At 73.9% G+C, this 16,998-nt stretch carries 11 protein-coding genes; all 11 read right to left on the minus strand.

Annotation, left to right across the window (positions count from 1 at the left end; translation table 11 throughout):
• Nucleotides 1-40: 40 nt before the first annotated feature.
• The 11 genes from ACSU6M_RS28190 to ACSU6M_RS28240 all read right to left on the minus strand — a co-directional run bounded on the left by ACSU6M_RS28190 (nt 41) and on the right by ACSU6M_RS28240 (nt 16,939).
• A complete protein-coding gene (locus tag ACSU6M_RS28190; protein ID WP_437073365.1) occupies nt 41-1,663 on the minus strand; it encodes a condensation domain-containing protein in 1,623 nt (540 codons plus the stop codon).
• A gap of 83 nt (nt 1,664-1,746) precedes the next feature.
• Entirely contained in the window at nt 1,747-3,156 is a 1,410-nt protein-coding gene (locus tag ACSU6M_RS28195; RefSeq protein ID WP_437073367.1) for a condensation domain-containing protein, read from the minus strand.
• A gap of 4 nt (nt 3,157-3,160) precedes the next feature.
• Nucleotides 3,161-5,017 (minus strand): non-ribosomal peptide synthetase, encoded by a 1,857-nt coding sequence (locus ACSU6M_RS28200; RefSeq protein WP_437073368.1) that lies wholly within the window; start codon nt 5,015-5,017, stop codon nt 3,161-3,163.
• Complete coding sequence (locus tag ACSU6M_RS28205) at nt 5,014-5,979, minus strand: fatty acid desaturase family protein (protein ID WP_437073370.1); 966 nt, start codon at nt 5,977-5,979, stop codon at nt 5,014-5,016. Before ACSU6M_RS28205 ends, ACSU6M_RS28200 begins: the two co-directional genes overlap by 4 nt.
• Nucleotides 5,980-6,032: 53 nt before the next feature.
• Entirely contained in the window at nt 6,033-6,251 is a 219-nt protein-coding gene (locus ACSU6M_RS28210) for an MbtH family protein (protein ID WP_437073371.1), read from the minus strand.
• Between the two features lie 49 nt (nt 6,252-6,300).
• Nucleotides 6,301-7,368, minus strand: a complete 1,068-nt coding sequence (locus ACSU6M_RS28215) for a hypothetical protein (protein ID WP_437073372.1) — start codon at nt 7,366-7,368, stop codon at nt 6,301-6,303.
• Nucleotides 7,369-7,375: 7 nt separating this feature from the next.
• A complete protein-coding gene (locus tag ACSU6M_RS28220) occupies nt 7,376-8,722 on the minus strand; it encodes an MFS transporter (protein WP_437073374.1) in 1,347 nt (448 codons plus the stop codon).
• A gap of 137 nt (nt 8,723-8,859) precedes the next feature.
• Nucleotides 8,860-10,092: a cytochrome P450 gene (locus ACSU6M_RS28225; protein ID WP_437073376.1), complete on the minus strand. Its 1,233-nt coding sequence runs from the start codon at nt 10,090-10,092 to the stop codon at nt 8,860-8,862.
• Between the two features lie 66 nt (nt 10,093-10,158).
• Nucleotides 10,159-10,914, minus strand: a complete 756-nt coding sequence (locus ACSU6M_RS28230) for an aspartyl/asparaginyl beta-hydroxylase domain-containing protein (protein WP_437073378.1) — start codon at nt 10,912-10,914, stop codon at nt 10,159-10,161.
• 253 nt (nt 10,915-11,167) lie between these two features.
• Nucleotides 11,168-14,392, minus strand: coding sequence for a non-ribosomal peptide synthetase (locus ACSU6M_RS28235; protein ID WP_437073379.1), 3,225 nt, complete (start codon nt 14,390-14,392; stop codon nt 11,168-11,170).
• 72 nt (nt 14,393-14,464) lie between these two features.
• Nucleotides 14,465-16,939, minus strand: a complete 2,475-nt coding sequence (locus ACSU6M_RS28240) for a non-ribosomal peptide synthetase (protein WP_437073381.1) — start codon at nt 16,937-16,939, stop codon at nt 14,465-14,467.
• Between the last annotated feature and the right edge of the window lie 59 nt (nt 16,940-16,998).

The raw sequence follows: 16,998 nt of genomic DNA on the forward strand, positions 1-16,998 counted from the left end.
CCCGCACACGCTGCTTTGCCGTGCCGCCCGCGGGCCCGGCTCAGGGGGCGGTGAGCGGGGTGTCGGGAGCCGCGGCGAGCTCGGTGAGACAGCCGAGGAAGGACTCGGCGAGGGCGCGGGCCGTGGCCTCGGTGAACAGGTCCGTGGCGTAGCCGAGGTGCCCCCGGATCGTGCCGTCCGGCATCTCGTCCAGGTGCAGTCCCAGATCGAACTTGGCCACGGACAGCGCTGCCTGGTCGGTCCGGCCGCGCAGCCCCGGCATCGCCACCGGCTGGTGCGCCCCGCCGCCGAAGGCGAGGGCGACCTGGAACAGCGGGTGGTGCGCGGAGGTGCGGCGCGGATTCAGGGCGCCGACCAGCTTGTCGAAGGGGACGTCCTGGTGGGCGTACGCCTCCAGGTCGGCGGTGCGGACGCGGGCCAGCAGTTCGCGGGGGGTGGGGGCGCCGGAGGTGTCGGTGCGCAGGACGAGCAGGTTCACGAAGTGACCGACCAGGTCGTCGAGGTCGGTGTGGCCACGGCCGCTGACGGGCGTGCCGATGGGGATGTCCTCGCCCGCCCCGGCCCTGGTGAGGGAGACCGCGAGGGCCGCCTGGAGCACCATGAAGAGCGTGGCGCCGGTCTCCTGGCCCAGCGCCTTGAGCCGGCCGGTGAGCTCGGCGTCCACGGTGAGCGGCTGGGCCGCGCCACGACAGGAGGCGACGGCAGGACGCGGCAGGTCCGTCGGGAGCGGCAGCGGGTCGGGCAGTCCCGCGAGGGCGGGCCGCCAGTACGCCAGCCGTGACTCCAGGGTGCGGGCGGCACTCTCGCGCTCCCACAGGGCGAAGTCGGCGTAGCGGACCGGCAGCGGGGGCAGCTGCGGGGCACGGCCGGCCAGCCGGGCGGCGTACGCCTCACCCAGATCGCGGACCAGCGGACGGACCGACCAGCCATCGCCGACGATGTGATGCATCACCAGCATCAGCACATGCTCACCGGGCTCGTCCTCGACCGTGAGCAGCGTGGCCCGCAGCGGTGGCGCGGTCAGGATGTCGAAGGGGTGCCGGGCGGCCGCCGCCTCGGCCTCGGCGAGCCCGGCGCGCGGGCAGCGGAGCGTGTGCAGCACCGGCCGGGCCTCCTCCGCCGGGAGGACGCGCTGGTGGGGTACCCCGCCGACCTCCGGGAAGACGGTGCGCAGCGGCTCATGACGGGCCACGAGGTCGCCGAGCGCCGCCTCCAGGGCGGCGGGGTCGAGCTCGCCGGACAGGCGTACGGCGACGGGGACGTTGTACGTGGGGCTGGGTCCGCCCAGCAGGGCCAGGTACCACAGGCCCTCCTGGCCGAAGGACAGCGGCGGGCGTTCGGGGCAGGGGAGGCCGCCGAGCACCGGCGCCTGCGCGGCCTGAGCCGGTGCCGGTCCGGCGGGCCCGCCCAGCGCTTGGGCCAGGGCGGCGACGGAGGGGTTGCGGAACAGGGTGCGGATGCTCAGCTTCAGGCCGGGGACCGACCGGGAACGGGTGACCAGGCGCATCGCGGCCAGGGAGTCGCCGCCCAGGTCGAAGAAGCTCGCGTCGTCGGGGATGCCGGAGCGTCCGAGGGTCTCCTCGAAAAGGGAACGGAGGGTCTCGGTGAGACCGGTGGAGGGGCCGGCGGTCGGGGTGTCCGGGGCGGTGGTGGGTGTGTTCATCGGTGGTCCTTGGAGCCTTGGAGGGGCGCTTGGCGGAGATCTCTCGGGGGAGGTCTCCTGGCGGAGACCCCCGGCGGCGTCGCTCAGAGGGGGTCGTGCAGCGGCGGCTCGGCGACGACTCCGCGCAGCAGCCGGTCGAGGGCTTCGCGGAATCGGCCGGTGAGCTCGTCGGCGTGGGCGTCGGTGAAGGCGTCGGCCGACAGGCGCAGTTCGCCGCGCATATTGCCGACGACGCCCCAGCCGAACTCCCAGTGGGCGGGGAACACCACCCAGGTGCGGGGCGCCGGCAGGGCTGTGCAGCGGGCGCCGTCGAGGCGCAGTCGCAGCGGCTCGTGGTCGATGTTGACGACGTGCAGGAAGAGGGGTGCCGCGTCGAGGGAGCGGCGTACGCCGGCCGCGTGCACGATCCGGGAGAACGGCAGCTCCTTGTGCGTCAGCGACTCCTCGATGGCGGCCGCGTGCGCGCGTACGGCGTGGGCCGGTGCGTCACCGGGGCCGAACCGGGTGCGCACGGGCAGGGTGTTGAGCAAGGGGCCCATGGCGGAGCGCAGTTCCGGCCGGTCCCGCAGGGCGGTGGGCAGGCCGATCACCGTCTCCCGTTCGCCCGGCCCCGCCGTGGCCAGGGAGACGGCCGTGAACAGCACCGCGGACGGTGAGACCCGGGCGATGCGGGCCAACTCCCGTACGCCCGCGGTGTCGTCGGCGTCCAGACGCAGGTCCCGTGAGATACGGGAGCAGCGCTCGCTCTCCGGCGGCGGGACGCGGCGCGGGAAGGGCCGGGGAGCGGTGCCGTGCAGCCGCTCGGCCCACCAGTCGGTGGCCGGTCCGCTCCGCGCCGCCGCCTTCTCGGCGCGGGCGTGCGCGAAGAAGTCGGGGGCCGGTTCGGGCCGAGGCGGCCGTCCGTCGCGGCGGAGCGCGCGGTACGCGGTGCCGAGGTCGCGCAGCAGGACGGCGAGCGACACGCTGTCACCGGCGACATGGTGGACCGCCAGGGCGAGCCGATGCCGGTCCGGGCCGACGCGGGCCAGGGCGGCCCGTATCGGGATCTCCCGCTCCAGGTCGAACGGCGCCCGCCAGAACGCGGCCAGCGCGGCGGAGACGCCGGGGGCCGCCGCGGTGTCCGGCTCCGCCGGGTCGACGGGCCCCAGCGCCCTGAGGAGCCCCGGCACGATCGCCTCGTCGGGCCCGGCCGGGGCACCGGCCTCCGCGTCGAGCCGTACCAACGGCGGGAGCGGGGCGGTGTCACCGAGCACGTGGGCCTCGACGCCGTCGTAGAACGAGCACAGGACCGGATGGCGCAGGATCACCTGGTGCAGGGCGCGTTCGAGGAGGCTGGGGTCGAGCGGGCCGGTGATGTCGTGGCAGAGCGGCATCGTGTAGATCGGCAGCTCTTCCAGGGCCTCGTGGGCGAGCATCGAGCGCTGCATGTCGGACAGCGGGACACGGTGTCCGGGCAGGGCGGGGGAGTGCGGTGCGGTCAGGGTCGCGGTCATCGGCTCACAGCTCCGGCGGATGGGGTCGCAGGCCGGCCGAGCGGACCCAGCCGGCGAAGTCCGGGGCGCGCAGCAGGCTGCTGGGCGGCAGTTCGAGGCCGGTGGTCTCGCGCACCCGGCCGACGATGCGCAGGGCGAGGAGCGAGTGCCCGCCGAGGGCGTGGAAGTCGTCCTCGTCGCGGACGGCGGCGACCCCGAGCGCGCGGCGCCAGATCTCCCGCAGCCGTTCCGCGGTGGCCGGGCCGGTGCCGGGGTCCTCCGTGGTCTCGCTCGTGCCCTCGGCCGGGCGGGGCAGACCGGCGCGGTCGACCTTGCCGTTGGCCAGCCGGGGCAGTTCGGGCAGCAGGACCGTCCGCTCGGGCCGCAGCGCGGGCGGCAGGGCCTCGGTGGCGTAGGCGCGCAGCTCGTCGGGTTCGAGGTCCCCGGCCGGTACGACGTAGGCCACCAGACGGGGCCCGGTGTCGGCGACGACGACCGCGTCGAGGACCGCGGGGTGGCGGGCGAGCACGGCCGCGACCTCGCCCGGCTCCACCCGGACGCCGCGGATCTTGACCTGGTCGTCGGTGCGACCGTGGTATTCGAGGTAGCCCGCCGGGTTGAGGCGGACCAGGTCACCGGTGCGGTACAGGGTGCCGGGGCCGCCGGACGGGTCGGGCAGGAAGCGTTCCGCGGTGAGTCCCGCGTCGAGATAGCCCTCGGCGACGGGGGTGCCGCCGACCCACAGTTCGCCGGTGTCGCCCGGCGGGACGGGTCTGCGGTCGGGGCCCAGGACATGGAGCGCGGCACCGTCGACCGGCCGGCCGATGGGGGCGATCGCCCCGTCGTGTCCCTCGCGGGCGTCCCAGTAGGAGACGTTGACGGAGGTCTCGGTCGGCCCGTACTGGTTGAAGAGCAGGCATTCGGGCAGGGTGCGGCGGAACTCGCGGACGAGATCCATCGGCAGGGCCTCGCCGCCGCAGAACAGCAGGCGCAGGTCGAGGCAGTCGGCGAGCTCCGGCTCGGCCAGCAGATAGCGCAGCACGGACGGCACGAAGTGGGCGGTGGTGATCCGCGCGTCCTGCATCAGCCGGACCAGGCCCAGGCTGTCGTACTGCAGGCCGGGCGGCGCGACGACCAGGGTGCCGCCGGCGCACAGCGGGGCGAAGATCTCGTGCAGCGACGCGTCGAACGAGATCGACGCCTTGTGCAGGACCCGGTCGCCCGCGTGGAAGGCGTACTGCCGCTGCCCCCAGCGGATGCGGTTGACCAGTCCGGCGTGGTGCAGCCGCACGCCCTTGGGCCGGCCGGTGGAGCCGGAGGTGAACAGGATCATCGCCGGCCGGGCGCCGTCCTCGGGGTCGGCCGGGGGGACGTCCGGGGGCGGGAGTGCGGCCGACGTCCTCAGGGTGGTCCAGCGTTCCGGGGCGCGGTCCTGGTCGGGGTGCGGTGCGGTGTCCCGGCCGCGCAGGACCAGGCGGGGCCGTGCGGCGGTGAGCATCAGGCCGATGCGCTCGGCCGGGTACTCGGGGTCGAGCGGTACGGCGACCGCACCCTGGGCGAAGGCGGCGAGCAGGGCCACGACGTAGTCGGCGGAGCGGTGGAAGTACAGGCCCACCGGGTCGCCGGGGCGGATGCCGCGCGCGGCCAGGAGGGCGCGGGTGGTGTCGATACGGCGCCAGAGTTCGGCGTAGCCGATCTCGCCGTCCGCACTGAGCAGGGCGGGCGCGGAGCCGTGCTGGCCGGGGCCGGGCCGGTGGACGAGGTCGGTGAGGCACACGGCACCGAGGGGACGGCCGGCGCCGTTCCCCTCCCCGAGGCCGCCCCTGAGGCCGGCTCCGGCCCCGGCGCGGCCCGCGACGGCGGAGGTGAGGGCGGTGGTCACGGGGCGTCCGTCCGGGCGGCGGCGGCCCGGCGGCGAGGGCCGGTCATGACCTCGCGCAGGACTCCGCGGTAGAACGTCCAGTAGCTGCGGTCGGTGTGCTTGGCGAACCGCAGCACCTCCTCGTGGCGTTCGGGCAGCCGGTTGATCGGCACGGTCATCGCGGCATGGTGCTCGACGTGCAGGTTGTTGCCGTTGGTGTACCAGGTGCTGAACCAGCTGCCGCTGATGGAGCGGGTGTTGCGCAGCACATCGGTGGTGTCGTTGTCGCAGCGGATGTGCTCGGGCAGTTCGACGAGGAAGTGCAGCGGCGTGGCGACCAGCAGCATCGGCAGCAGCCACAGCGTCAGGACGTACTCCCCGTGGCCGGCGACGCAGAGGGCGGCCGCGGCCACCGCGGCGGCACCCATCAGGCGGTACTCGGCGACGGTGTCCGCCTTCATCCGCTCGGAGATCCTGCCCGCGTCGTACTCCCAGGTGCCGCGCCAGGCGCGGTAGCCGTCGCGCGCCACCGTGACCAGCCTCGGATAGTCGAACATGTAGCGGAGCATCACCCCGAGGGTGAGGGGCTGCCGGGTGTCGAAGCCGAAGAACTCGGTGTCCTGGTCGGTGCCCAGATAGCGGTGGTGCTGCAGGTGGCGGACCCGGTAGTGGCTGTACGACACGAGCAGCGGCAGGCCGAGGAGGACACCCACGGTGCGGTGCGGGGGGCCCTTGACGAACGCGGAGTGGTGCAGGCACTGGTGCTGGAGCTCCACCATGTGCGTGTACAGGGCGCCCAGCAGGAAGATGCCGGCGACGAGGGCCAGCGGGTGCCCCGCGAGCACCAGGGCCACGCCGGCCGCGCCCAGGGCGAGCACGATTCCCAGTTTGCCGATGAACACGGCCTGATCGCGCTGTGAGGTGCGGGCTCTCTCGAATATGAGCTGCGGGGACACCGGGGCGTCGGCGACCGTTTCGGACACGGTCTCGTCTCCTTTTCTGTGCGGATGATCGGCGGTACGGCCGTACGCCGGCGTCAGACGCCCGCGGCCGCGGCGTGCGCGATCAGGGCGGCGGGGCGCAGGTCGGTCCAGTGCTCCTCGATGTAGTCCAGGCAGCTCTGGCGGCTGCTCTTCGGGGTCACCGGCTCCCAGCCGGCCGGGACGGGGTGGGCGGCGGGCCACAGCGAGTGCTGGCGTTCGCCGTTCACCAGGACCAGGAAAGTGCCGTCTTCGTTGTCGAACGGATTCGCCATGCCGGTCTTCTCCTTATCGGGGCGGCATCAATTGCCTTCGACTGAAAAGCTAGTTGTGGTGCGAAATTCCATGCGGCACAAATGCCGGTAGCTTTGCGGCAGTTATGGATTCCTGCAGCGGCGAAACGGCAGCGGTGACGGCGGTGAGCAGCCGGAGGCCGTCGGGGCCGCAGCGATGGACCAGGCCGCGGGCGAGCAGGTCCCGGACGGCACGGCCCGCCTCCCAGCGGGACAGGGGTGCCTCGGCCGGCGTCCAGGGCCGTTCCCGCCCTGCCGCCCAGGACAGCAGCCGGGCCGGGGCGTCGGGCAGCTCGGCGACGGCGCGGACGGCCGCCCGCACACATCCGGGGACTCCGCCCTGCCGCCACGGCGGCTCGGTCAGCAGCAGGGGATGCGCGCGGGCCGCCTCCAGCAGCTCGCCGGGCGGGGCGAGCGGAAACCAGTGGGCCGCGGCCTCCAGGGAGCGGGGCAGGCCGTCGAGGAGCCGGGCGAGCTCGGCGATGCGGGGGCCGTCCGCGGACCTCGGGTGAACCGAGGGGCCGAGCCGGCCCACGGCCGCCGTCAGCAGCTCGTACGCCGGGTCGGGGGCGTCGGCACCGCAGGCGGCGAGGGGGAGGAGCGGAGCGAGGGCGAGACGGTGGTCCACGCGCACGGGGGCCGGGGCCCGGCCGACGAGCAGGATCCGGGCCTTCGGCCACCGCTCACCCACGGCTTCGACCACCTGCGCGCCGGCAGCACCGGCTTCGACCACCGACGGGACGGCAGCGCCGGGGGCGCCCGGACCTTCGCCGGCTCCTTCCGGCACCCCGAGCGCCGCCTCACCCGCCTCCCCCGCCGCGTCCGCCGGACTGTCCAGGACGAGCAGGAACGGTCGGTTCTCCGGCGCGTGGGCGGCGAGGTGGGGGAGACCGGGGGCGGGTCGGGCGGCGATGCGATGGACGGGCCAGCCGGTCTCACGGCCCGTCCACAGGGCGACCTCGCGGGCCAGCGCCGTCTTGCCGACGCCGGCGAAGCCGGTCAGCTCGACGGTGCGCGGCCCGCCGTCGGTGAGCGCCGCGTACAGCTCGGCCGCCTCGCGTGCCCTGCCGTACAGGGAGAGGTCGGGCTGGCCGGACACGGACGGGTCAGCGCTCCTCGCCGGGCGCCGTCTCCGGCATGTCCCGCATGCCGCGCAGGGGCGAGCAGTAGACGAAGAGGGCGGCGCTCCAGGTGCCGAGCACACAGATCAGCAGGGCCGTACGCAGCCCCAGGGCGCTGGCGAGCAGCCCGCCGGTCAGGGCACCCAGCGGAATGGCGCCGTAACAGATCCACAGGAACGAGGCGTTGACCCGGCCGAGCAGCTGCGTGGGCGTGATGGACTGCTGGTACGAGGTGGCCGCGACGTTGTAGAGCACCGCGTTGGCGGAGAAGGCCGCCAGCCCCAGCCCGTACAGCAGCACGCCCCAGCCGGGCTGCGCCAGCGGCATCAGCAGATACAGCGGGCCCGGCACGGCCATCGAGACCCAGATGATCCGGGCCGTGCCCACCCGCTGGGAGATGCGCTGGGTGAGTGCGCCGACGGCCAGACCGCCGACCGCGCTGACGCTGAACACCAGGCCGACCATCCACGACGGCGCGCGCAGCTCCCGCACCATGAAGGTGACCTCGATGGAACCGGCCGCCATCACCCAGAAGTTGGACGTCGTGGTGCACGCGAGGATCTTGCGCAGGATGGGCTGGCGGCGGATGAAGGACAGCCCCTCGGTCATCTGCGTGCGCAGCGGCGTCCGGTCCTGTTCCTCGGCGTCGCGCTCCACCGGGCCGGCGCCGGGCGGCTCCTTGATGAGGAACAGCGTGACCGCGCTGACCAGGAAGGCCAGTCCGTTGCCGAAGAAGGTGCGGGTGGCGCCGACCAGCCCGATCAGCACACCGCTGATGCTGGGGCCGATCAGCTCCGCGAAGTCCTTGCTCATCGACAACTTGGCGTTGCCGTCGACCAGTTGGTGCGCCTCCACCATGCGGGGCAGCTTGCTCTTGTAGGCGATGTTGAACAGCACGGTCAGCACACCGGTGAGGCCCACCACCGTGTACAGGTGCCACAGGCTCAGCTCCGACACCAGCGCGACCACCGGCAGCGAGGCCATCAGGGCCATCCGCCCCAGATCGCACCAGATCATCAGGCGCCGCTGGTCGACACGGTCGGCGATCACACCGGCCGGCAGCGAGAACAGCAGGTACGGCAGCCAGGACAGGAACGTCAGCAGCGAGATCTGGAAGACGCTCGCCTTCAGCGTGGTGGCCGCGAGCAGGGGCACGGCGACCGTGGAGATCTGCGCGCCCAGCTCGCCCACCGTCTGCCCGGTCCACAGCAGCAGGAAGTTGCGGCTGCGCCACAGCGACGGGCGGCCGGGCCCGGCCGCCTCCTCGCCCCCGGCGGGCACATCGGGTGCCGGGGCGGTGGCCTCGGGGGCCAGTGTGGTCGTTTCTTGCATCGGTCGGCTCACCTGTTCTCGGGGACATCAGCGGGGACGTCAGGGGACATCAGGGGGAACGTCAGGGGGAACGTCAGCGGGGAGGTCAGTGGGGACGTCAGTCGGATCGGTCACGGGGAGGGAACGGGCGGCGCCGCTCACACCGGACGCAGGCTCACCCGCGCCCGCTTGAAGCCGCCGATCACCGTGGAGGCCAGCCGGACGGGCGGCTCGAGGAGCTCCGCCGAACCCACCCGGTCGCACAGCTCGTCCAGGAACAGCCGCAGCTCCAGCGAGGCCAGGGCGGCACCGATGCAGTAGTGCGGACCGGAGCCGAGGGCGAGGTGCGGGACGTCGCTCACGCGACCCACGTCGAACACATCGGGGTCGGCGAAGGCACGGCCGTCGCGGTTGGCCGAGAAGTGCCAGATCGCCACCTCCTGGCCGGCCCTGACGGTCTGTCCGTGCAGCTCCACGTCCCGCTCGGCCCGGCGCAGCACATGCTTGCTCGGGGACACGTACCGCAGCACCTCGCCGACGGCGGGGTTCAGCAGCCCGCGGTCGGCGCGCAGCCTGCGCCACTGGTCGGGGTGGTCCATGAGGGCGAGGAGGGCGCCGACGGCCCCGTGGCGGGTGGTCTCGTTGCCGCCGAGCAGCAGCAGGTCGAAGAAGAGCATCGCGTCCTCCTCGGTGAGCTTGCCGGTGCGCTGGGCCTCGACCAGCCGGGTCACGATGTCGTCGCGCGGGGCGATGCGGCGCTGGTCCATCAGGTCCTGGCAGTAGAGCAGCAGCTGGGCGTGGGCGGCCGCGGCGGCGGCCCGGGCACTGGGGGAGAGCTGCACGTCCTGGTCGGCGGAGCCGAACGCGGCGGTCGTCAGGTTCAGCAGCAGCCGCCAGTCCTCCTTCGGGATGCCGAGCAGCGCGGCGATCGAGGCGACCGGCAGCAGGGCCACGGTGTCCACGAAGTCGACCTCGCCGGCCTCCAGCGCCTCGTCCAGGGACTCCACGACGACGGAGCGGATGTACGGCTCCAGCCGGCCGATGGCACGCGGGGTGAACGCACGGTTCACGATCTGCCGCAGCTCGGTGTGGCGGGGCCCGTCGACATGCGTGAGCATCCGCCCTGAGCCCTCGTCGCCGGTCCAGCGCTGGGCGCCGAGGGTGTTGGTGCCGGCCGAGCTGAAGGTGACGCCGTCCTTCTGGACCGCGAGACAGTCCTCGTAGCGGGTGACCGACCAGAACCCCGGCTCGCTGCCCTCCGGGTTCCAGTGCAGCGGGGCGTGATCGCGCAGATAGCGGAAGATGCGGTGGTGGTCGGGGTCGGTGAAGACCTGGGGGTCGGCCAGGTCGATGTGGTCGAGGGCGCTCTTGACGGCGGTGGCGGGGGACAACGTGACCTCTTCGAGGGGGAGGGCGGCACAGGCCGGGGGAGAGGGATCGAGCGGGTCGGCGAGGCGTCAGCCGGCCATCATCTTCTGGATCTCGTTCATGAGCATGGTCAGCGCGGCCCGCTCCGGCGGCGTCGTGTCCGGGTGCCACAGGTCGGCCAGCAGACAGGTGCGGGTCCGGTCGCCGCCGTTCCACGCCTCGTGCTCGAAGGAGTAGTCGAAGAGCAGGCACTTGCCCTCCTCCCACTCCCGCGTCTCCTCGGCGACACGGATCGCCGCGCCGGACGGGATGTCGATCGCCAGGTGCAGATTGATGCTGAAGTTCCACAGGTCGCAGTGCGGCTTGATGGCGGCACCGGGCAGCAGCGTGGAGAAGTGGGACTCCAGCAGCGGGCAGATCACGCCGGTGTCGACGGCGTTCTCCTTGAGCACCTTGTACGCGGTCGGAGCCAGCGGCTCGGCCTGCGGGTTGAGGGCGCCGTCACGGTAGAGGTAGAGCGCCTGCCAGTTCTGCTGCCGCACCAGATAGTGCTCGTAGTCGGAGAACTCCGCGCGGCGCCGCTCCCAGGCCAGCTCCTGCTCGGCCTTGATCTGCGCGTGGCTGGCCTCCAGCGCGGTGACCAGCGGAAGCAGTTCCGGGTAGGCGTACGGGTCGTGCCAGGGCACCTGCGGGATGCCGGGCAGCACCCACTTGGCGGCCTGCTGCAGCGGATGACGCTGCTCGCTGCGGCGTCTGGGCTCCAGCATCTCCTCGACGCGGTCGAGGCAGTCGGCGCCGTGCTCGGCCTTCAGCCGGGCGAAGTGCTCGTCGATCTCGGGGGTCATGCGGGTCTCCAGTGGCTGGGGCGGGGCGGCGCGCGCGAGCGGCAGCGCGCGCCACCCCGCAGGGGGAGGGCTCGGACGCGGGGGCGGTGCGTGTCATCCCGTGGAGGGCAAGGGGCTCGTACGCGGGTGGCGGTGCGTGTCACCCCGTAGTGGGCCAGGGGCCCGTACGCGAGTGGCGGCGCGTGTCACCCCGTAGTGGGCCAGGGGCCCGTACGCGAGTGGCGGCGCGCGCCACCGCGTCGCGTAGGGGGACTCAGGCGCCGCGGCGGACCAGTTGCGGCCGTGCCGCCGCGGCGGCCGGCGTCTCGTCGGCGAGGCTGGCGACCACGCCCGCCACGGTCGGGCTGCCGAACAGCTTCATCAGGTTCACCTCGGCACCCAGCACCGTGCGGATACGGTTCACCAGCCGGGTCGCCAGCAGCGAATGCCCGCCCAGCTCGAAGAAGTTGTCGTCGAGTGAGACGGAGTCGACCTTCAGGATCTCCGCGAAGAGCTCGGCGACCTGCCGCTCCCGCTCGGTGCGCGGGGCCCGGCCCGCCGACCGGGACCCGTAGTCCGGCACCGGCAGGGCACGCCGGTCCAGCTTGGCGTTACGGGTCAGGGGAAGGGCGTCCAGCAGCACGAAGGCCGAGGGGATCATGTACTCGGGCAGCCGGGTGGCGAGGGCGGAACGCAGCTCGGACAGGTCGACGGCGGCGCCCCTGGCCGGCACCAGATAGGCGACCAGCCGCTTGTCGCCCGGCGTGTCCTCGCGGACGACGACCGCCGCGTCCGACACCTCGGCGTGCCCGGTGATCGCGGTCCGGATCTCCCCGAGCTCGATCCGGATGCCCCGCAGCTTGACCTGGTCGTCGGAGCGCCCGGCGAAGATCAGGTACCCGTCGCGGGTCCAGCGCCCCATGTCGCCGCTGCGGTACATCCGCTCGCCCGGCTCGCCGAACGGGTTGGCCACGAACCGCGCGGCGGTCTGCCCCGGCCGGCCCAGATAGCCGCGGCCCAGATTGGCGCCCGCCAGGTAGATCTCGCCGAGCACACCCGGCGGCACCGGGTTGAGGTGCTCGTCGAGGATGTGGATCGCGGTGTTGTGCACGGGCCGGCCGATGGTGGCCGTCGGATGGTCGGGCAGGGCGCAGCCGGACGCCTCGACACAGAACTCGCTGGGCCCGTAGTAGTTGTAGGCCGTCGTGTGCGGGGCCTTGCCCAGGTCGCTCCACAGGGCCTCGCCGACCGCCTCGCCGCCGAGCATCAGGGTGCGCGGGGCCTGCTCGCCGTCCAGCACGCCCTCGGAGAGCAGCTGCGCGGCGAAGCTCGGGGTGACGTCGAGCTGGCCGATGCCGTGCCGGGTGACGTAGTCCACCAGCAGCCGGGGGTCACGGCGGGTCAGCTCGTCCAGCAGGTGCAGCTCATGGCCCGCGACCATGGCCAGGACACCCTCCCAGGAGGTGTCGAAGGCGAGCGAGGCGGACAGGGCGACCTTCACCCGGTCCTCGGGCCCGGCGGGCGGCGGGAAGGTGATCCCGGTGTGGTACGTCCACAGGTTGACCAGCGCCCGGTGCAGCACGGTGACGCCCTTGGGCAGGCCGGTGGAGCCGGAGGTGTAGATGATGTACGCCGCGTGGTCGGGGAGCAGCGGCACCGGCCGGTCGGCGTCCGTCGGGTCGTGCTCGGGCCGGCCGGCCTGGACGTGCTCGGTGACCAGCGGCGGAAGCCCGGCGTCCGGGCCGAGGGACGCGGCGATGTCCGCCGTGGTGACCAGGACCGCGGGGCGGGCGTCGGCGAGGACCTGACGGATCCGCTCGACCGGGTTCTGCGGGTCGATCGGGGTGTACACGCCCCCGGACTTGGCGACGGCCAGCCAGGCGACGACCGCCTCCGCGGTGCGCGGCATCGCCACGGCGACCACCGAGTCGGCGCGCACACCCATGCCGATGAGATGGTGCGCGAGCCGGTTCACCCAGGCGTTGAGCTGCGCGTACGTCAGCTCGGTCGAGCCCGCGACCAGCGCGACGGCGTCCGGGGTGAGCGCCGCCCGCCGCGCGAACAGGTCGCCGATGGTGCCCTCGGGCAGCTCGCGGGCGGTGGAGTTCCACTCGGCGAGGAGCTCCCGCTCGGCCGGGGTCAGGATCCCGGCGGCGCCGATCGGGGCGTCCGGCGCGGCGACCGCGGCCTCCAGGAAGCGCACCAGCCGCTCGGCGAGCGCCGCCGCGGTGTCCGCGTCGAACAGATCGGTGGCGTACTCCAGGGTGCCGTCGATGCCCAGCGGTGTGCCGTCGGCGGCGGTACGGTCCCGCAGCACCACGGACAGGTCGAACTTCGCCACCGACATCTTCAGGAACTCGACACGCGTCTCCAGCCCGCCCAGGCGGATCTCCCGCCCGCCGCTGTGCAGTTCCAGACCGACCTGGAACAGCGGGTGACGCGCCCGGTGCCGCACCGGGTTCAGCTCCTCCACCAGCCGGTCGAACGGCAGGTCCTGGTGGGAGTAGGCGTCCAGGCTGGTCTCCCGGACCCGCTCGACGAGCTCCCGGAAGCTGGGGTCACCGGAGGTGTCGGTGCGCAGCACCTGGGTGTTGATGAACAGCCCGACGAGGTCGTCCAGCGCCTGGTCGGTGCGGCCGGCGATGGAGATGCCGAGCGGGATGTCCGTACCGGCGCCGAGCCGGGTCAGCAGTGCGGCGACCGCGGCCTGCACCACCATGAACAGGGTCGTACGGGTCTCCTGCGCCGTCTCCAGCAGCTTGGCGTGCGCCTGTGCCGAGACGCGGAAGCCGACGTCGGCGCCACGGAAGGTGCCCGTCTGCGGGCGGGGCCGGTCGAACGGCAGCGGCAGCTCCTCGGGCAGGTCGGCCAGTGCCTCGCGCCAGTAGGCCAGTTGACGCCCGGCCAGGCTGTCCGCGTCGTCGGCGGCACCCAGCAGGTCGCGCTGCCAGAGCGTGTAGTCGGTGTACTGCACCGGCAGCGGCTCCCAGGCCGGCGCGCGGCCCGTGCTGCGGGCGTCGTAGGCGGTGCCGAGATCGCGCAGCAGCGGGTCCACCGACCAGCCGTCGCAGGCGATGTGGTGCAGCACCAGGGCCAGCACATGCCGGTCGGGCGCGGTGCGGAACAGGGTGGCCCGCACGGCGGGTCCGGCGTCCAGGTCGAACGGCACCTCGGCCTCGGCGCGCAGCGCCGACTCCAGCTCCTCGGCCGGTACGTCGGTCACCTCCAGCGGCAGCGGCACCTCGGCCGCGGGCAGCACCCGCTGCCGGGGCTCGCCCTCGTGCTCCACGAACACCGTGCGCAGCACCTCGTGCCGTTCCAGGACGTCGCCCAGGGCCGCACGCAGCGCGGGAACGTCCAGGTCCCCGCCGATCCGGGCGAGGATCGGCACGTTGTACGTGGGGCTCGGGCCCTCCAGGCGGTTGAAGAACCACAGCCGCTGCTGGGCGAACGAGAGCGGGAACAGACGCGCCCCCTCGGGACGGAGATCATTGCTCATGCCGGGAACCTCGGGATTCGTGATGGTGGGAAGAGCGCGGGGAGCGCGGTGTTCAAAGGCGCGGAAGAGGCGTCAGGCCGAGCGCCGCACCAGCCGCGGCCGGGCCGGCGCCCGCTCCGCCGGGGCGAGGCGGCGCAGGCTCGCCGCGAGACCGGCGACCGTGGGGGTGTCCAGGACCTGCCTCAGCTCGAAGTCCACGCCGAGCTCGGAGCGGAGGCGGCTCCACACCCGGATGGCCAGCAGCGAGTGCCCGCCCAGGGCGTAGAAGTCGTCGTCGGGACCGACCCGGGGGACGTCCAGCACCTGAGCGAACACGGCGGCGACGGCCGCCTCGAACGGGTCCGCCGGGGCGGGGGCGTCCGCCACCGTGTCCGGGTCGTCCGCGACCGGTTCCAGCGCGGCCAGCGCGGCCCGGTCCGCCTTGTGGTTGCGGGTCAGCGGGATCACGTCGACCTGCCGGAACCCCGACGGCACCATGTGCTCGGGCAGTTCACGGCCGAGCGCCGTGCGCAGGGCGTCCAGGTCGAGCCGGCCCTCGGAGGTGACGTAGGCGCACAGCGCGGGCGTACCGTCCGGGCGGGGCCGCAGCAGGACCACGGCCTCGCGCACCTCGGGCAGGGCGGCCAGCCGGCTCTCGATCTCGCCGAGTTCCACCCGGTAGCCGCGGATCTTGACCTGGTTGTCGGCCCGGCCCAGATACTCCAGCAGCCCCTCCTCGTTCCAGCGGGCGATGTCGCCGGTGCGGTAGAGCCGTTCGGGGTCGCCGGTGCCGCCCGTGGTGAACGCGCGGGCGTCGAGCTCCGGCCGGCCGAGATAGCCGTCGCTGAGCCCGTCCCCGCCGACGTGCAGCTCCCCGGCCACCCCGACGGGCTGCGGGTTGCCGTCGCGGTCCAGGACGTAGGCGGTGGAGTTCGCGATCGGCGTGCCGATCGGGATCCGGTCCGGGTACGGGCGGGTGATGCGGTGGGCGACGGAGAAGGTGGTGTTCTCGGTCGGCCCGTAGCCGTTGATGTACGTGGCGGTGGGCGCCGCCTCCAGGGCCGCGGCGATGTGCCGGGGGGACAGGGCCTCGCCGCCCACCAGCACCTGGCAGCCCGCGGCCACGGCCGGGTCCTGGTCGACGAGCTGGTTGAACAGCGCGGCGGTCAGCCAGAGTGTGTTCACCCCGTGCCGGTCGATCGCGGCCCGCAGCTCGGCGGCCTCCAGCACGGTCCACGACGGTACGAGGACCAGGGTGCCGCCGTTGAGCAGCGGCCCCCAGTACTCGAACGTCGTGGCGTCGAAGGCGACGGCGCCGGTCTGCAGGAGGACGGTCTGCGGCGACAGGTCGGCGTAGTCGGTGCCGGTGACCAGGCGGACGACGGCACGGTGGTTGATCTGGACGCCCTTGGGGGTGCCGGTGGTCCCGGAGGTGTACATCAGGTACGCGGTGTCCAGCGGGCCGGCCGCGGGCGCGGGGAGCGCGGCGGCCGCCCGGTGCGGCCTGCTGAGGTCCAGGACCGGGACGGGGGCGGTGACGTCCGGGTCCTCCGTCAGCAGCAGGCAGGCGCCGCTGTCGGCGAGCAGGAAGTCGCGCCGCTGGTCGGGCAGTCCCGGCGTCAGCGGCACATAGGCGGCGCCGATCCGCAGGACGGCGAGGATCGCGACCGGCAGCCGGTCCGTCTTGTCCAGCAGCAGCGCCACCCGGCTGCCCGGCCCGGCGCCGTGCGCGTGCAGCACGGCGGCCAGGGCCTCGGCGCGCTCGTGCAGTTCGCGGTAGGTCAGGGTGGCGCCGCCGTCGTGGACCACCGCGGGGTGGTCGGCGCGGGCGGCGGCCCGTGCCGCGAACAGGTCGTACACCGAGGCGTCGCGCGGATAGTCGGTACGGGTGCCGCGCAGCGCGTGCAGCCGCGCCCGTTCGGCCGGGGTCACCAGCGCCAGCGACCCGATGCGCGCGCCGGGCGTCCCGGTGAGCGCCTCCAGCAGCCCGGCGAGGTGCCCGAGGGCCCGCTCGGCGGCCGGTGCCCCCAGCAGGTGGCCGTGGGCGTCGGCGTGCAGGACGGTGCCGTCGGCGGTGTGCTCGGCGGACACGGTGAGGGCCGCCGGGGTGCCCCGGTCCCGGCCGGCCGGGGTGTCCGGGTCCCCGCCGTCCGGGGCGCCCTGGTCGCCGCCGGTGGCGCCGGCCGGGCCGTCGAGGACGCAGACCAGCATCGGCGGCGCCTCCCCGGTGCCGTCGGGGAGCGCGGCCAGCGCCTGCGTGACCCGCTCCAGATGCTCCCCGGCCGTGCGCTCCGAGGGCATCTCCAGGGCCAGTTCGCCGGTACGGCCCCCGGCGCGGCGCACCCCGGCCCGGAAGCCGGTGGCGTCGGCGTACTTGCGGCCCAGCAGCAGGACGGCGGCGAGCAGATGCTCGGCGGTCCGGCCGGCCAGCGTCGTGGAGAGGGCGGCCGGCAGGCGCAGCGAGCGGCGTACCGTCGCGCAGTCGTCGCCGGGCGGGCAGGACCCGGCGACGGGGAACCCGGACGGGATGCCGTCGGCTCCGGACGGCGTCACCTCTGCAGCAGCCATGGTCATCAGTCCTGATTCGTTCTCTGTGGGGTGTGGGCTCGACGTTAGGCCGCGGGCCC

Source organism: Streptomyces sp. enrichment culture (assembly GCF_964272895.1).
Classification (GTDB): domain Bacteria; phylum Actinomycetota; class Actinomycetes; order Streptomycetales; family Streptomycetaceae; genus Streptomyces.